This window comes from Pseudomonas sp. B414, assembly GCF_055408445.1.
This window is the reverse complement of the sequence record NZ_JBUZTQ010000055.1, coordinates 1-16632: the sequence shown is the minus strand read 5'-3', so window position 1 is coordinate 16632 and position 16632 is coordinate 1. Positions and strand designations below refer to the sequence as shown.

The window sequence follows — 16632 nt, the reverse complement described above, 5'->3', positions numbered from 1 at the left end:
TATGCTTTTTCATGGACTCGCCCTCGCTGTCGTTGGCTATTTAGAGTGCCACCGTGGCGCATTGACGCCTCGGCGTGGGCGAGTCCATTCAATTACAGGTAATAAGCGTTATTTATTTGGCTGTGGCGTCAGGCGCAGGTAGGGCTTCACGGCGCGGTAGCCTTTGGGGAAGCGTTGTTTGATTTCGTCTTCGTCCTTGAGCGACGGCACGATCACCACCTCGTCACCGTCCTGCCAGTTGGCCGGGGTGGCAACCTTATGGCTGTCGGTCAGTTGCAGCGAATCGATCACCCGCAGAATTTCATTGAAGTTGCGCCCGGTGCTGGCCGGGTAGGTGATGGTCAGGCGGATTTTTTTGTTTGGATCGATCACGAACAGCGAGCGTACGGTCAGGGTGTCGCTGGCATTGGGGTGGATCAAGTCGTAGAGGTCGGACACCTTGCGGTCGGCATCAGCCAGGATCGGGAAGTTGACCACGGTGTTCTGGGTTTCGTTGATGTCTTCGATCCATTTGTGGTGCGAATCCACCGGGTCTACGGACAGGGCGATGGCTTTGACGCCGCGCTTGGCGAAGTCGTCCTTGAGCTTGGCAGTAAAGCCCAGCTCGGTGGTGCACACCGGAGTGAAGTCCGCCGGGTGCGAGAACAACACGCCCCAGCTGTCGCCCAGCCATTCATGGAAATGAATCTTGCCAGCGCTGGAATCCTGTTCGAAATCGGGGGCGATATCGCCGAGTCTGAGGCTCATGGTGCAGCTCCTTTTTATAGGGAATGGCAGGGCGTGATGGGTTTACTCTGCCTGCACCATAAGATAATTAAAAAGAATTAATATTGATTTGGTTAGATCGTAAGAGAATATTAAAAACTGTTTCATTGGACGCAACAATGCCCCGGGTCCACTCTGGATACAAGTTTAGGCAAGGGGAGCGGCAGGGAGCTGCGACATTTAAATGTGTTGCGAATTGATCGTTTCGGTCTTCGGTAAACACCCTGCCCGGCATTGCGCCGGGCAGGACTTTTCTTACCTTTGTACTACACCAAGCTTATAGCAACGGGATCGAGTAGCTGACGATCAGACGGTTTTCGTCCTGGTCGCGAGTCGATGCAATATCGTTGCGCCACATGGCGTTTTTCCACATAAAACCGAGGTTTTTCAGCGCGCCTTCCTGAATCACGTAGGCCACGGTGATATCGCGTTCCCACTCGGAAGCGCCATTGCTGGTTTGACCGCTCTTGCCATAGGTGTCGATATTGTCGCCACGCAGGTAAACCGCGCCCGCCGTCAGGCCAGGTACGCCCACTTTGGCGAAGTCATACGAGTAACGCGCCTGCCAGGTACGCTCGCCAGCACGGGCGAACTTCGAGATTTGTGAGTCGGTAGGGATATAAGCCGACGCGCCGTCGCCCTGGTTCAGGAACGGGAAGTCGCTGCTGCCGTTGCTGACCTGATAGCCGCCACCAAAGGTGTGGCCTTCAACGGTGTACAGGAACAGGCCGCTGATCAGGTTATTGTCGACTTTGCCTTTACCGTTTTTCAACGAGCTATTAGCGTAAGAACCGTTGGTGTAATACGACGTGTCGTAACCGTTTTTACCGTCATCGCTGCTGTTGAAGTAGCGCAAGTCAGACTTCAACACGCCCGGGCCGATGGACCAGTTGTGCACCAGGCCCAGGAAGTGTTGCTTGTAGAACTCTTCCAGGTTGCCGTAGTAGTACTGCAGCAACAGGTCTTTATTGACCTTGTAGTCGACACCGCCGTACAGGAACTTGTTGCTGAACTCGCCGCTGCGTGCATTGTTTGCACCAGCAATCGACAGTTCTTCATTGTTGCTTGAGTTACGGCCCTTGGCGTGTTCGATCTGACCGCCGATGAAGGTCAGGTCCTTGAACTCGTTGGAGGTGATCTGGCCACCCTGGAAGGTCTGCGGCAGCATGCGACCGTCGTTGCTCACGATTACCGGCAGTTTTGGCTGCAGGGTACCAATGCGCAATTCGGTTTGTGAGATCTTGGCCTTGGCGGTCAGACCCAGGCTTGAAAAGTCGCTAACAGCACGGCCATCACTGTCAGTCGGGAAGACGCTGCCGCCGTAGTTGGAGCTGTCCGGGTTGCCATGACGGCCTTTGCCCGAATCCAGGCGGACGCCCAGCAGGCCAATGGCATCAACACCGAAACCTACGGTGCCCTGAGTAAAGCCAGAAGTGAAGTCCAGCTGGAAGCCTTGGCCCCACTCTTCTTGATAGCTAGCGTTCTTAGCCGTACCCGAATCACGGTTATCGTTGTTGATATAGAAGTTACGCAGTTTCAGCGTGGCTTTGCTGTCTTCGATAAAACCTGCAGCGCTTGCTTGTTGTGCCAACAACCCTACGGCCACAGCGATGGCCAAGGTGGACTTGTTCATGTGTTGCTCCTTTGCGTTTCTAATTTTTGTAGTTCTTTAGCCCCGGATCTGATGCCCGGGTGCTACAGATGCGCGATTAGCGCCAGACGGTGACCGGCAAGTCAATCGTAACCAATCATGTCTACGACCTTTGTCTAGTCATCGGTCGTTTGTGCGCAGCCTAATGGCTATTTTATAAACCTAAAAAGAATTGTTTCTGATCTTTTCAGATCAAATAGGTATATAGCAGGATATCTCCTACACGCACGCAAAGGAATGCTATCGGTCTTTTGTCTAATTTCTAAACACAATTTCATGAATCTTTTAATCGCGTTTAGTTCTTAAACCATTGACCCGATCACCTGCAGATCAAAACGCCCTATCAGGTGCGTGGCGGGTGCGTATCCAGATGTTGCGGAACCACATAAGCTAATGCTTAAAAGTTATTTATTTACTGATTCTTAGATCATTTAACCTCGCGTTCTGCCGATATCCGGTGCCTGTCGAGGAGCTTCCTGATGAAACTGCACTCTCCACTTCGCCTTTTGGCTGCTTTGTCTCTGGCGGGTGCCAGCTTCTTTGCGCAGGCCGCCAGCACCGATGTGACCGTGGCTTACCAGACCACCGTAGACCCGGCCAAAGTCGCTCAGGCTGACGGCGCTTACGAAAAAGCTACAGGCGCCAAGATCAACTGGCGCAAATTCGATAATGGCGCCGACATCATTGCCGCCATTGCCTCGGGCGATGTGCAAATCGGCTACCTCGGCTCCAGCCCGCTGACCGCAGCAGTAACCCGCAAAGTACCGGTTGAAACCTTTCTGATTGCTACCCAGCTTGGCGGTTCGGAAGCCCTGGTGGCCCGCGATGGTTCCGGCATCAACGGCCCGCAGGATCTGGTCGGCAAAAAAGTCGCCGTGCCTTTTGTGTCCACCGGTCACTACAGCCTGCTGGCTGCGTTGAAGCACTGGAATATTGATCCGTCGAAAGTACAGATTCTCAACCTTGCCCCACCGGCCATTGTGGCGGCCTGGAAGCGTGGCGACATTGACGCCACCTACGTATGGGACCCGGCTCTGGGCGCAGCCAAGGAGAACGGCAAAGTACTGATCACCTCCGGCGAGCTGGGCAAGCTCGGTGCGCCGACCTTCGATGCCTGGATCGTGCGCAAGGACTTCGCCGCCAAGCACCCTGAAGTGGTCAAGCAATTCGCCAAGGTGACCCTGGATGCATACGCGGACTACCACAAAGACCCAAAAGCCTGGCTGGCTAATCAGAGCAATATCGACAAGATCGTGAAACTTTCTGGTGCCAAAGCGGCTGATATTCCGCTGCTGTTGCAAGGCAACGTGTACCCGCTGGCCGCTGATCAAGTGGTGTTGCTGGGCGCGCCGACTACCAAGGCCCTGGCCGACACGGCTGCTTTCCTGAAAGAGCAGAAAAAGGTCGACGACGTACTGCCGGACTACGCGCCTTCGGTCAACGCCACCTTTGTTACTCAATAATCAACGCCGCTGAGGAGTCGACCGTCATGGCCTTGTTATCACTGGAGCGCATCAGCGCACAGTACCCAGGCGCAGTTGAGCCGGTGCTGTCGGATATTTCCGTCAACCTCGGCCCGCAACAACTGCTGGTCGCCCTCGGCCCTTCGGGCAGCGGTAAAACCTCATTACTCAATCTGATCGCAGGTTTTGTCGAGCCAAGCGCGGGTCGTATCACCCTGGACGGTGTACCGGTGCACGGCCCCAGTGCCGAGCGCGGCGTAGTGTTCCAGGACGATGTATTGCTGCCCTGGCAAGACGTGCTCGCCAACGTCGCCTTTGGCCTTGAGCTGGCCGGTGTGTCGCGCAACCAGCGCGAAGCCCGCGCCCGTGAAATGCTGGCGCTGGTGGACCTGTCCGGTTTTGAGCAGCGCCGGGTGTGGGAGCTGTCGGGCGGGCAGAAACAGCGCGTCGGCCTGGCTCGCGCCCTGGCTGCCGACCCACGGGTATTGCTGATGGACGAACCCTTCGGCGCCCTCGATGCCTTTACCCGCGAGCAGATGCAGGAACTGTTGCTGCAAGTGTGCCGGCGTACCGACAAGCCGGTCTTTCTGATTACCCACGACATTGAAGAAGCGGTGTTTCTGGCCACCGACCTGATTTTGCTGGCGCCCAACCCGGGGCGCATTGTTGAACGCCTGACCCTGGATTTCGGCCAGCGCTACAACGCCGGTGAATCGGCCCGCTCGATCAAGTCCGACCCTCGTTTTATCGAAACCCGTGAACACGTGCTTGAACGCGTATTTTCACAACGCGGTGCCGCCCAGCGGCAGGAGCGCGCATGAGCAGTTATGAAGCAGTCGCAGCCGCTCCGGTTGCTGCACCCCACCTACCACGCCCGGTCAAGCGCAGCCTGAGCACGCGCTGGATCAGTGTGCTGACGCTGGTAACCCTGATCGCACTTTGGTGGGCTGTGACGGCCGCAGGCCTGATCGAACCGCTGTTTTTGCCGCCGCCCTCTGCCGTGCTGGAAAAAGGCTGGTTGCTGGCGACCAAAGGCTATATGGATGCCACCTTGTGGCAGCACCTGGGCGCGAGCTTGAGCCGTATCGGCCTGGGCCTGGGCTTTGCCATTCTGACCGCCGTGCCGGTGGGTATCGCCATTGGCCATAACCGTATTGCCCGGGGGATTTTCGACCCGCTGATCGAGTTTTACCGGCCGATCCCGCCGTTGGCTTATTTGCCGTTGATCGTGATCTGGTGCGGCATCGGCGAATTGTCGAAAGTGCTGCTGATTTATTTGGCGATTTTCGCCCCGATCGCGATTGCCACCGCTACTGGCGTGCGCACCGTTGACCCGGCCAAGGTGCGCGCCGCGCAGTCGTTGGGCGCCACACGCTGGCAGTTGATCCGTCATGTGATCTTGCCCAGCGCCTTGCCGGATATCCTGACCGGTGTGCGCATCGGTCTGGGCGTGGGTTGGTCGACGCTGGTGGCCGCCGAGCTGATCGCCGCCACCAGCGGTTTGGGTTTTATGGTGCAGTCCGCCGCGCAATTTCTGGTCACCGATGTGGTGGTGCTGGGGATTCTGGTGATTGCGATTATCGCCTTTGCCATGGAAATGGGCCTGCGCGCCCTGCAACGCAAGCTGGTGCCGTGGCACGGCCAGGCGCACTGATAAACAGAACTCGACGCTGATTAATCGGCGCGCTGATAAAGAGATAGATCATGAGCCTGACCATTACCCCGATTAGCTCTGCCCTTGGCGCCCTAATTGACGGCGTTGACCTGACCCAACCCCTGAGCGTTGAGCATCGCGATGCCATCGAGCAGGCGTTGCTGGCCCACCATGTGGTGTTCTTCAAGAACCAGTCGATTACACCGCAGCAGCAGGCGCGTTTTGCTGCCAATTTTGGTGATCTGCATATTCACCCGATCTACCCCAACGTGCCCGGGCAGCCAGAAGTGCTGGTGCTGGATACGGCCGTTACCGATGTGCGCGACAACGCGGTATGGCACACCGACGTGACCTTTTTGCCAACCCCGGCGATGGGCGCGGTATTGAGTGCCAAGCAGTTGCCGGCTTTTGGTGGCGATACCTTGTGGGCAGCCGGAGTGGCGGCTTTTGAAGGCTTGTCCAGGCCGTTGCAGGTGCTGCTCGATGGTTTGACTGCAACCCACGACTTTACCAAGTCGTTCCCGCTGGAGCGCTTTGGTTCGACCCCTGAAGATCTGGCGCGCTGGGAGCAGACCCGTAAAAACAACCCGCCGTTGTCGCATCCGGTGGTGCGTACCCACCCGGTGAGCGGGCGCAAGTCGCTGTTCGTCAATGAAGGCTTTACCACGAAGATTAATGAGCTTTCAGAGGCCGAAAGCGAGGCGATTCTGAAGTTGTTGTTTGCCCATGCGACCCGCCCGGAGTACACCATTCGCTGGCGTTGGCAGGAGAACGACGTGGCGTTTTGGGATAACCGCGTGACCCAGCATTACGCCGTGGACGATTACAGGCCCAACCGTCGTGTGATGCACCGTGCGACGATATTGGGTGATGCGCCGTTTTGATTTGATGCAGTGAAGGCAATGCAAAATCTGTGGGAGCGGGCTTGCTCGCGATGCAGGCGACGTGGGCTGTCAGGTAAACCGCAGTGATGCCATCGCGGGCAAGCCTCGCTCCCACAGGTTTTGTTGTGCCCACAAAGCCGGTCAGGGGTTTAGTGGGCTCTGGCGTTTTGGCAAAAACGGCGGCAAGTACAGCCCCAAATACGCATCCACCACCCGCATGCCTTCTTCGGCCATGCGCGGGGTGATGCTGTCATGCAGCTGGATGGAGCGTGCATATACGCGATCACCCAGTTCCATCGCCAGAGCAAACACGTCCACCTCCTGCGGCAAAACCGGCAGCTCAAAGTGGCGCATAAACAACCCATGCAGCAGTTGCCCTAGCTCCAGATCGTGCTGGCGGTCGGCCCGGGTCACTTCGGCAAGGCCATGCTGGGCCAGGATCAATTGCCGGGCGGCGGCGTCTTCGTTGTAAATCGTCAGCATGCGCTGTTCCACGATGCGCGACAGATCCACCCAACCCCTCAAGGCTTCATGCTCGATCGGCGCCTGCAGGCAGGCACGGAACGCTGCATGCACATCACCGGTCAAGGCTTCGAGCAACGCCGGTACACCGGCAAAAAAGTGATACACCGACGACGGCGGGATTTCAGCGCGTTCGGCCACGCTGTAAATCGACAGGCTGGACACCCCTTCGGCTGCCAGCAATGTGCGGGCAGCATTGAGTATCAAATCGATCCGCTCCTGGCTGCGAGCGCGAGGCTTTCGAGGTGTGGCGAGGCGCGTCATGGCTGTCTCCTGCAGGGCAGTCGGCATTGTACGAGTCGGGTCGGTGGTTCGCCATGCCAAAAAAAACGCCGCCGGCTTCAAGCCGGCGGCGTTTCTCTGTACCCAGCAATCGCTTACACGGTATGCAGGTACCAGTTGTATTCGAGGTCGGAGATGGAGTGTTCAAACTCTTCCAGCTCGCTCTCTTTACAGGCGACAAAAATATCGATGTATTTCGGGTCGATATATTTGGCCATGACTTCACTGTCATCCAGCTCGCGCAGTGCATCGCGCAGGTTGTTTGGCAGGCTTTGCTCGTTCTGTTCGTAGCTGTTGCCTTCGACAGGGGCACCCGGCTCGATCTTGTTGGTCAGACCGTGGTGAACACCGGCCAGTACAGAGGCCATCAGCAAGTACGGGTTGGCATCGGCACCGGCAACCCGGTGTTCGATACGGACCGAGTCGGCCGAGCCGGTCGGTACGCGGATCGCCACGGTACGGTTGTCCAGGCCCCAGCACGGCGAGTTCGGCACGTAGAACTGAGCGCCGAAACGACGGTAGGAGTTAACGTTGGGGCAAAGGAACGCCATTTGAGCCGGTAGGGTCTCCAGCACACCGCCGATCGCGTGACGCAATGCGGCGTTCTGCTCGGGATCCTCGCTGGCAAAAATATTTTTGCCTTCTTTGTCCAGAATCGAAATGTGAACGTGTAGTCCGTTGCCCGCCTGGCCCGGGTAAGGCTTGGCCATGAAGGTGGTGTCCATTTCATGGTCGTAGGCGATGTTTTTAATCAGACGCTTGAGCAGTACCGCGTAGTCGCAGGCCTTGATCGGGTCGGCAACGTGGTGCAGGTTCACTTCGAACTGCGCCGGGGCACTTTCTTTGACGATGGCGTCCGCCGGGATGCCTTGTTCTTTGGCACCTTCCAGAATGTCCTGGAGGCAGTCGACGTATTCATCGAGGTCGTCGATCAGGTAAACCTGAGTCGAATGCGGACGCTTGCCGGAGATCGGCGAGCGTGGCGGTTGTGGGCGACCGTTAACGTTCTCCTGGTCAATCAGGTAGAACTCCAGCTCGAAAGCGGCACAGATGGTCAGGCCCAGGTCGTCAAATTTGGTAACAACTTGACGCAGTACTTCGCGAGGGTCGGCGAAGAAAGGTTCACCTTCAATTTCGTGCATGGTCATCAGCAGTTGCGCGGTGGGGCGCTTTTGCCAAGGTTCGTTGCACAGGGTGTCGGGGATGGGATAACAGATTCTGTCTGCGTCACCGATATCCAGACCCAGACCGGTGCTTTCCACCGTGGAGCCATTGATATCCAGTGCAAACAGAGAGGCAGGCAGGTTGATGCCTTTCTCGTAAACCTTGTGCAGGCTGGTGCGTTCGATGCGCTTGCCGCGCACCACACCATTCATATCCGCAATGAGAAGGTCTACGTACAGAACCTCAGGATGATCCTTAAGGAACGCGTTCGCTTCGTTAAGCTGAACGGCACGCGGGGGTACCGACATGATGCAACACCTTTGTTGTTAAAAATATCAATCATTGAGCGCTACGGGTTTCAGTCAACCCGAACGGCATACCGAAGTCAAGCAGGCTCTTTTTTGCCCTGAAAAAGCGCAGAAAGGCCATTTTTGACGCTTTTTAGGGCGCCTTTTACCTTTTTGAAGTCTTGCCGCCCGCAGGCTTGAGCGGGCCGTGTTGTATTTTTTACGGGGGTGTTGTGTAAAAAAATGAACAAGGCTAAGCTCGATTCAAACCCATAACAGCAATAATACCGGGGTGTTACATGTCACGCCTGCCGTTAATCGGCGTCACCGCCTGCACCAAGCAGATCGGTTTGCATCCTTATCACATCACTGGCGATAAGTACGTGCGAGCAGTTGCAGTGGCCGCCAAAGGCTTGCCTCTGATCATTCCGTCATTGGCGGAACTGATTGATCCGACCGATATACTTGACGGTCTGGACGGCCTGCTCTTTACCGGGTCACCTTCCAATATAGAACCCCATTTGTATCAAGGCCCTGACAGCGCGCCTGGCACGCTGCATGATCCTGAGCGTGATCGCACCACCCTCCCCCTGATTCGTGCGGCATTGGCCGCTGGCGTTCCGGTGCTCGGCATTTGTCGGGGCTTCCAAGAATTGAATGTAGCCCTCGGCGGCTCACTTCACCAGAAATTGCACGAAGTACCGGGCTTTATCGAGCACCGCGAAGACCCCAGCGCCCCGGTTGACGTGCAATATGCGCCGAGCCACGCCATGCACGTCCAGCCGGGCGGTGTACTGGCCAGTTTGGGCCTGCCGGTGGAGTTCGAGGTCAACTCGATCCACACCCAGGGTATCGACCAGTTGGCCCCCGGTTTACGGGCAGAAGCCATCGCACCGGACGGCCTGGTCGAAGCCGTGTCGGTCAAGGACGGCAAGGCTTTTGCTTTGGCAGTTCAGTGGCACCCCGAATGGCAGGTAAGCTCTAACCCGATTTACCTCGCCATCTTCCAGGCATTTGGAGATGCCTGCAGACGGCGCGCAACACAACGCGACGCAGACGCGTCAGTAAACGCCTGACTTATTCAAGTCAGGACACTCAGCCCAGAGGCATTTATGAGTAACAACCTCGACCAGCTCACCGATTGGTTGAAAGACCACAAGATCACAGAAGTCGAATGCATGATCGCCGACCTTACCGGGATTACTCGCGGGAAGATTTCGCCGACCAACAAGTTCATTGCCGAAAAAGGCATGCGCCTGCCCGAGAGCGTATTGCTGCAAACCGTGACGGGCGACTATGTCGAAGACGACATCTATTACGAGCTTCTCGATCCGGCAGATATCGATATGGTCTGCCGCCCCGACCAGAACGCAGTATTTGTGGTGCCGTGGGCCATTGAGCCAACCGCTCAGGTGATCCACGACACCTACGACAAGCAGGGCAACCCGATTGAGTTGTCGCCGCGCAACGTGCTTAAAAAGGTCCTCAAACTCTATGCCGACCACGGCTGGCAGCCGATCGTGGCGCCGGAAATGGAGTTTTACCTGACCAAGCGCAGCGACGACCCGGACTATCCGTTGCAGCCACCGATTGGCCGCTCCGGTCGCCCGGAAACCGGTCGTCAGTCCTTCTCCATTGAAGCGGCCAACGAATTCGATCCGCTGTTCGAAGACGTCTACGACTGGTGCGAACTGCAAGAGCTGGACCTGGACACGCTGATCCACGAAGACGGCACGGCGCAGATGGAAATCAACTTCCGTCACGGCGACGCACTGTCGCTGGCCGACCAGATTCTGGTGTTCAAGCGCACCATGCGCGAAGCCGCGCTCAAGCACGACGTAGCCGCTACCTTCATGGCCAAACCCATGACCGGCGAGCCTGGCAGCGCCATGCACCTGCACCAGAGCATCATTGATATCAACACCGGCAAAAACGTCTTCTCCAATGAAGACGGGACCATGAGCCAGCTGTTCCTCAACCATATCGGTGGTTTGCAGAAGTTCATTCCAGAGCTGTTGCCGCTATTTGCCCCGAACGTGAACTCCTTCCGCCGTTTCTTGCCTGATACCTCGGCACCGGTAAACGTGGAGTGGGGCGAGGAGAACCGCACCGTAGGGCTGCGTGTGCCGGATGCCGGCCCGCAAAACCGCCGTGTCGAAAACCGTTTGCCGGGCGCTGATGCCAACCCGTACCTGGCGATTGCCGCCAGCCTGCTGTGTGGCTTTATCGGCATGGTTGAAGGCATCAACCCGAGCGCGCCGGTGGTGGGCCGTGGCTATGAGCGTCGCAACCTGCGCTTGCCGCTGACCATCGAAGACGCGTTGGAGCGGATGGAAAACAGCAAGACCGTCGAGAAGTACCTGGGCACCAAGTTCATCACCGGTTACGTGGCAGTCAAACGTGCCGAGCATGAAAACTTCAAGCGCGTCATCAGTTCGTGGGAGCGGGAATTCCTGCTGTTCGCCGTCTGACACGCTGGAGGGGGGCGCCAGGGAGGCGCCCCCCTCCTTTACTGACTAAAGGAGAGCTGTATGACTAACAAAAACCCGCAAACCCTCGAATGGCAACAACTGAGTAACGATCACCACCTGGCCCCGTTCAGCGACTTCAAACAGTTGAAAGAAGTCGGCCCACGCATCATTACTCACGCCAAGGGCGTGTACCTGTGGGACAGCGAAGGTCACAAGATTCTCGACGGCATGGCCGGCCTGTGGTGTGTAGCCATTGGCTATGGCCGTGACGAGCTGGCCGACGCCGCCAGCAAGCAAATGCGCGAGCTGCCTTACTACAACCTGTTCTTCATGACGGCGCACCCGCCGGTACTTGAACTGTCCAAAGCCATCGCCGAGATCGCGCCTGAAGGCATGAACCATGTGTTCTTCACCGGCTCAGGCTCTGAAGGCAACGACACCATGCTGCGTATGGTCCGCCATTACTGGGCGATCAAGGGCCAGCCCAACAAGAAAACCATCATCAGCCGCAAGAACGGCTACCACGGTTCCACCGTGGCCGGCGCCAGCCTGGGCGGCATGACCTACATGCACGAACAGGGCGACTTGCCGATCCCGGGCATCACCCACATCCCGCAGCCGTACTGGTTCGGTGAAGGTGGCGACATGTCCCCGGAAGAGTTCGGTATCTGGGCGGCCAACCAGCTGGAAGAAAAAATCCTTGAACTGGGCGTCGATAATGTCGGTGCCTTTATCGCCGAGCCGATCCAGGGCGCGGGCGGTGTGATCGTGCCGCCAGCCACCTACTGGCCGCGTATCAAGGAGATCCTGGCCAAGTACGACATCCTGTTTGTGGCCGATGAAGTGATCTGCGGTTTTGGTCGCACCGGTGAGTGGTTCGGCAGCGATTTCTATGACCTCAAGCCGGACATGATGACCATCGCCAAGGGCCTGACCTCGGGTTACATCCCTATGGGTGGCCTGATTGTGCGTGATGAAGTAGTTGCCGTGCTCAACGAAGGTGGCGATTTCAACCACGGCTTTACCTACTCGGGGCACCCGGTAGCCGCCGCCGTGGCACTGGAAAACATCCGCATCCTGCGCGACGAAAAAATTATCGAGAAGGTCCACGCCGAAACGGCACCGTATTTGCAAAAGCGTCTACGTGAACTGAACGATCACCCGCTGGTGGGCGAAGTGCGCGGTGTGGGCCTGTTGGGTGCCATTGAACTGGTACAGGACAAAGCCACACGCAAACGTTACGAAGGTCGTGGTGTTGGCATGATCTGCCGGCAGTTCTGCTTCGATAACGGTCTGATCATGCGCGCCGTCGGCGACACCATGATCATTTCGCCGCCGCTGGTGATCAGCAAGGACGAGATCGACGAGCTGGTGACCAAGGCGCGCAAGTGCCTGGACCTGACCTTGGAAACTTTGCAGGGTTAACTGCTAGGCTTTGAGCGCAGGGCAACTGCGGTATTTAACCGGGTAAATGCGCTCAGAGCCTTAAGAATCAAGGCTCTTCCCTTGAAAGCCTGCCCCGGATCTTGCCAGACTAGCCCCCGGCTTTAGTCACCTTGAGATCAGGTCGCTGAATCGGTGGTTTAAAAGAACAATTGGAGCATTACAGATGAAGGCATCAGGTTTTAAAAAAGCTGGCAAGACCCTTCTCGCCCTCTCCTTGATGGGTGTGATGGCTGGGGCAGCTCAAGCGGCAGACAAAGTGCTGCACATCTACAACTGGTCCGATTACATCGCGCCCGACACCGTTAAAAAATTCGAAGACCAGACCGGTATCAAGGTGGTCTACGACGTGTTCGACAGCAACGAGACCCTTGAGGCCAAGCTGCTGGCGGGCAAGTCCGGCTACGACATCGTCGTGCCTTCCAACAATTTCCTGGCCAAGCAGATCAAGGCCGGGGTTTACCAGGAGCTGGACCAGTCCAAGCTGCCTAACTGGAAAAACCTCGACCCTGCGTTGCTCAAGGCCGTTGGCGATGCCAGCGACAAAGACAACAAACATGCGTTCCCGTACATGTGGGGCACCATCGGTATCGGCTACAACCCGGAGAAGGTCAAGGCCGCTCTGGGCGTCGACACCATCGACTCCTGGGACGTGCTGTTCAAGCCGGAGAATGCTGCCAAGCTCAAGAGCTGCGGCATAAGCTTCCTCGACTCACCGACCGAAATGATCCCGGCCGCCCTGCATTACCTGGGCTACCCGACCGATACCCAGGACAAGAAGCAACTGGCTGAAGCCGAAGCGCTGTTCCTGAAAATCCGTCCTTCGGTGGGCTACTTCCACTCGTCCAAGTACATCTCTGACCTGGCCAACGGCAATATCTGCGTTGCCGTGGGTTACTCGGGTGACCTTGAGCAGTCGATCTCCCGTGCCAAAGAAGCCGGTGACAAGGTCAAGCTCAAGTACGTGATCCCGAAAGAAGGTGCTGGCAGCTTCTATGACATGGTCGCCATTCCCAAGGATGCCGAGAACGTTGACGCCGCTTACGCCTGGATGAACTTTCTGATGCAGCCTGAGGTGATGGCCGAAATCACCAACAGCGTGCGCTTCCCGAACGGTAACAAGGCTGCAACGCCGCTGGTGAATAAAGACATCTCCGGCGACCCAAGCATTTACCCGTCCGATGAAGTGAAGGCCAAGCTGTACGCTATCAGCGATCTGCCGCCTGCAACCCTGCGGTTGTTGACGCGCAGCTGGACCAAGATCAAGTCCGGCAAGTAACCAAACTCTGTAGTCGCTGCCTAAGGTTGCGAAGGGTTGCGTAGCAACCCGTTGTCCTGAAGGCGCTTAAATGCCTCTCGCAGCCTGCGGCAGCGACTACGGAATCTGGTAAATGTGCAATTAATCGCGGAAAACTTTGCTGTGCCGGTTTATCGAGGGTAAGTTGCGCGCCGGTTTTGTCTTTGGCGGCTCGACTGCCGTGTGACGCGGGCAACTCAGGCCCAACTATTTAGAGGACCATCACGTGTCTATATCTTTGTTTCGCAAGACCTTGCTGGTCACAGCCGGTTTGACGCTTGCCGTCAGCGTACAAGCGGCACCTACGGTGCATATTTACAACTGGTCGGACTACATTGCGCCGAACACGCTGGCTGATTTCGAAGCCGCAACCGGCATCAAGCCGATTTATGATGTTTTCGATTCCAACGAAACCCTGGAAGGCAAGCTGCTGGCTGGCCGTACCGGTTATGACGTGGTCGTTCCGTCTAACCACTTCCTGGGCAAGCAGATCAAGGCGGGTGCGTTCCAGAAGCTCGATCTGGCGCAATTGCCGAACTATTCCAACCTTGACCCGGCTCTGCTCAAGCGCCTTCAGGCCAATGACCCGGGCAATCAATATGCCGTGCCGTACCTGTGGGGCACCAATGGCATTGGTTACAACGTCGACAAGGTAAAAGAAGTACTGGGCGTCGACAGCATCGACTCCTGGGACGTGGTGTTCAAACCCGAGAACATGAAGAAGCTGACCAAGTGCGGTGTGGCCTTCCTGGATTCGGCAGATGAAATGCTGCCTACCGTACTCAACTACCTGGGCCTGGATGCCAACAGCACCAACCCCAAGGACTACAAGAAAGCTGAAGAAACCCTGATGTCGGTGCGTCCATACGTCACCTACTTCCACTCTTCCAAATACATTTCCGACCTGGCCAACGGCAACATCTGTGTTGCGATCGGCTTTTCCGGTGATGTGTTCCAGGCCAAGGCCCGAGCCGATGATGCAAAAAAAGGCGTGAATATCGCCTATATCGTGCCCAAGGAAGGCGGCGCCCTGTGGTTTGACATGCTGGCCATCCCCAAGGATTCCAGCAACGTCAAGGAGGCCCACACGTTCATCAACTACCTGCTCAAGCCTGAGGTGATCGCTCAGGTCAGTGACTATGTCGGTTATGCCAACCCCAATCCGGCGGCCGACAAGGTGATGGATGAGTCCATTCGTACCGACGAAGCGGTCTACCCGACCCAGGCGGTGCTGGACAAGACATACGTCTCAACCGAGTTGCCCCCGAAGATACAGCGTCTGATGACGCGTACGTGGACCAAGGTCAAGACGGGCAAGTAATCTCGCAAGACCACCTATCCAAGGCCCGGCCATCTAGGCCGGGCTGCTAAATTTGTTGGGAGTTTCGTAATGGCTGTTGCCTCCGGCGCCTATAAGAAAGCCCTCGAGGGCGATCAGACACCTAAACAGGTGCTGGTCAAAATCGACCGGGTCACGAAAAAATTCGACGAGACGATTGCCGTGGACGACGTGTCCCTGGAAATCAACAAGGGCGAAATCTTCGCCCTGCTCGGCGGATCGGGATCGGGCAAATCTACCTTGCTGCGCATGCTCGCCGGTTTCGAGCGCCCAACAGAAGGTCGTATTTTCCTCGACGGGGTCGACATTACTGATATGCCGCCGTACGAGCGGCCGATCAACATGATGTTCCAGTCCTATGCCTTGTTTCCGCATATGACCGTGGCGCAGAACATCGCCTTCGGCCTCAAGCAGGACAAGATGTCCAACGCCGAGATCGACGCTCGCGTGGGCGAAATGCTCAAGCTGGTGCATATGAGCCAGTACGCCAAGCGCAAGCCACACCAGCTGTCCGGTGGCCAGCGTCAACGTGTGGCCCTGGCCCGTTCGCTGGCCAAGCGCCCGAAACTGCTGCTGCTCGATGAGCCGATGGGTGCGCTGGACAAAAAACTGCGTTCGCAGATGCAGCTTGAACTGGTAGAGATCATCGAGCGCGTGGGTGTGACCTGCGTAATGGTGACTCACGACCAGGAAGAGGCCATGACCATGGCCCAGCGTATCGCGATCATGCACCTGGGCTGGATTGCCCAGATCGGCAGCCCGATCGATATTTACGAAACCCCGGTCAGCCGCCTGGTCTGTGAGTTCATCGGCAACGTCAACCTGTTCGACGGTGAAGTGGTCGACGATGCCGAAGGCTACGCGCGCATCAAGTGCCCGGAGCTGGAGAACGATATTTACGTCGGTCACGGCGTGAGTACTTCGGTGGAAGATAAACACACCACCTACGCCATTCGCCCGGAAAAAATGCTCGTCACCACCGAAAAGCCGACCTGCGAATACAACTGGTCGCGGGGCAAGGTGCATGACATCGCCTACCTGGGCGGGCACTCGGTGTTCTACGTCGAGTTGCCGAGCGGCAAGCTGGTGCAGTCGTTTGTGGCCAACGCCGAACGCCGTGGTGCACGTCCGACCTGGGACGACGAAGTCTACGTATGGTGGGAAGACGACAGCGGCGTGGTATTGCGCTCATGAACATGCGAAAGCTTAAACGCCGACTGCAACGAATAACCCCCGGTGGCCGCCATGCGGTTATCGGGATTCCATTCCTGTGGCTGTTTTTGTTTTTCATGCTGCCGTTCTTCATCGTCTTGAAGATCAGCTTTGCCGAAGCCGACGTGGCGATCCCGCCGTACACCGAGATCTACAGTTACGTTGACCAGAAAATCCAGGTCCTGCTGAACCTGGGCA

At 57.0% G+C, this 16632-nt stretch carries 14 protein-coding genes and 1 pseudogene; 11 read left to right on the top strand and 4 right to left on the bottom strand.

Annotation, left to right across the window (positions count from 1 at the left end):
* Nucleotides 1-108: 108 nt before the first annotated feature.
* Nucleotides 109-747, bottom strand: a complete 639-nt coding sequence (locus ACZRMH_RS24970; protein WP_464015715.1) for a peroxiredoxin — start codon at nt 745-747, stop codon at nt 109-111.
* 295 nt (nt 748-1042) lie between these two features.
* Nucleotides 1043-2398, bottom strand: coding sequence for an OprD family porin (locus ACZRMH_RS24965; protein WP_464015714.1), 1356 nt, complete (start codon nt 2396-2398; stop codon nt 1043-1045).
* Between the two features lie 497 nt (nt 2399-2895).
* Here ACZRMH_RS24965 and tauA point away from each other — a divergent pair, with 497 nt between their 5' ends.
* From tauA to tauD, 4 genes are read left to right on the top strand one after another with little or no spacing between them, the layout of a single operon-like run.
* A complete protein-coding gene (tauA, locus tag ACZRMH_RS24960; RefSeq protein WP_464015713.1) occupies nt 2896-3879 on the top strand; it encodes a taurine ABC transporter substrate-binding protein in 984 nt (327 codons plus the stop codon).
* A 26-nt stretch (nt 3880-3905) separates the two neighbouring features.
* A complete protein-coding gene (gene tauB / locus ACZRMH_RS24955) occupies nt 3906-4700 on the top strand; it encodes a taurine ABC transporter ATP-binding subunit (RefSeq protein ID WP_464015712.1) in 795 nt (264 codons plus the stop codon).
* Nucleotides 4697-5533, top strand: coding sequence for a taurine ABC transporter permease TauC (gene tauC / locus ACZRMH_RS24950; protein ID WP_464015711.1), 837 nt, complete (start codon nt 4697-4699; stop codon nt 5531-5533). Before tauB ends, tauC begins: the two co-directional genes overlap by 4 nt.
* A 50-nt stretch (nt 5534-5583) precedes the next feature.
* Nucleotides 5584-6417, top strand: coding sequence for a taurine dioxygenase (gene tauD, locus ACZRMH_RS24945; RefSeq protein WP_464015710.1), 834 nt, complete (start codon nt 5584-5586; stop codon nt 6415-6417).
* A 141-nt stretch (nt 6418-6558) separates the two neighbouring features.
* Here tauD and ACZRMH_RS24940 read toward each other — a convergent pair whose 3' ends face one another.
* Together ACZRMH_RS24940 and ACZRMH_RS24935 are read right to left on the bottom strand one after the other, a co-directional pair.
* Complete coding sequence (locus ACZRMH_RS24940) at nt 6559-7203, bottom strand: TetR/AcrR family transcriptional regulator (RefSeq protein WP_464015709.1); 645 nt, start codon at nt 7201-7203, stop codon at nt 6559-6561.
* 113 nt (nt 7204-7316) lie between these two features.
* On the bottom strand, nt 7317-8693 hold the full coding sequence (locus tag ACZRMH_RS24935) for a glutamine synthetase family protein (RefSeq protein WP_464015708.1): 1377 nt from the start codon (nt 8691-8693) through the stop codon (nt 7317-7319).
* Between the two features lie 278 nt (nt 8694-8971).
* Here ACZRMH_RS24935 and ACZRMH_RS24930 point away from each other — a divergent pair, with 278 nt between their 5' ends.
* From ACZRMH_RS24930 to ACZRMH_RS24900, 7 genes and pseudogenes are all read left to right on the top strand, one after another.
* Nucleotides 8972-9748 carry a gamma-glutamyl-gamma-aminobutyrate hydrolase family protein gene (locus ACZRMH_RS24930; RefSeq protein ID WP_464015707.1) on the top strand — a complete coding sequence of 259 codons (777 nt, stop codon included), beginning with the start codon at nt 8972-8974 and terminating at the stop codon, nt 9746-9748.
* 36 nt (nt 9749-9784) lie between these two features.
* Entirely contained in the window at nt 9785-11143 is a 1359-nt protein-coding gene (locus ACZRMH_RS24925) for a glutamine synthetase family protein (RefSeq protein WP_464015706.1), read from the top strand.
* A 60-nt stretch (nt 11144-11203) separates the two neighbouring features.
* A complete protein-coding gene (locus tag ACZRMH_RS24920) occupies nt 11204-12568 on the top strand; it encodes an aspartate aminotransferase family protein (RefSeq protein WP_464015705.1) in 1365 nt (454 codons plus the stop codon).
* Between the two features lie 184 nt (nt 12569-12752).
* Nucleotides 12753-13865, top strand: coding sequence for a polyamine ABC transporter substrate-binding protein (locus ACZRMH_RS24915; protein ID WP_464015704.1), 1113 nt, complete (start codon nt 12753-12755; stop codon nt 13863-13865).
* 244 nt (nt 13866-14109) lie between these two features.
* Nucleotides 14110-15204 carry a polyamine ABC transporter substrate-binding protein gene (locus tag ACZRMH_RS24910; protein WP_464015703.1) on the top strand — a complete coding sequence of 365 codons (1095 nt, stop codon included), beginning with the start codon at nt 14110-14112 and terminating at the stop codon, nt 15202-15204.
* 69 nt (nt 15205-15273) lie between these two features.
* Nucleotides 15274-16416: a polyamine ABC transporter ATP-binding protein gene (gene potA, locus ACZRMH_RS24905; RefSeq protein ID WP_016782813.1), complete on the top strand. Its 1143-nt coding sequence runs from the start codon at nt 15274-15276 to the stop codon at nt 16414-16416.
* Nucleotides 16413-16632 (top strand): annotated as a pseudogene (locus ACZRMH_RS24900) (putrescine ABC transporter permease PotH); the annotation flags it as partial. The gene potA and the pseudogene ACZRMH_RS24900, both read left to right, overlap by 4 nt.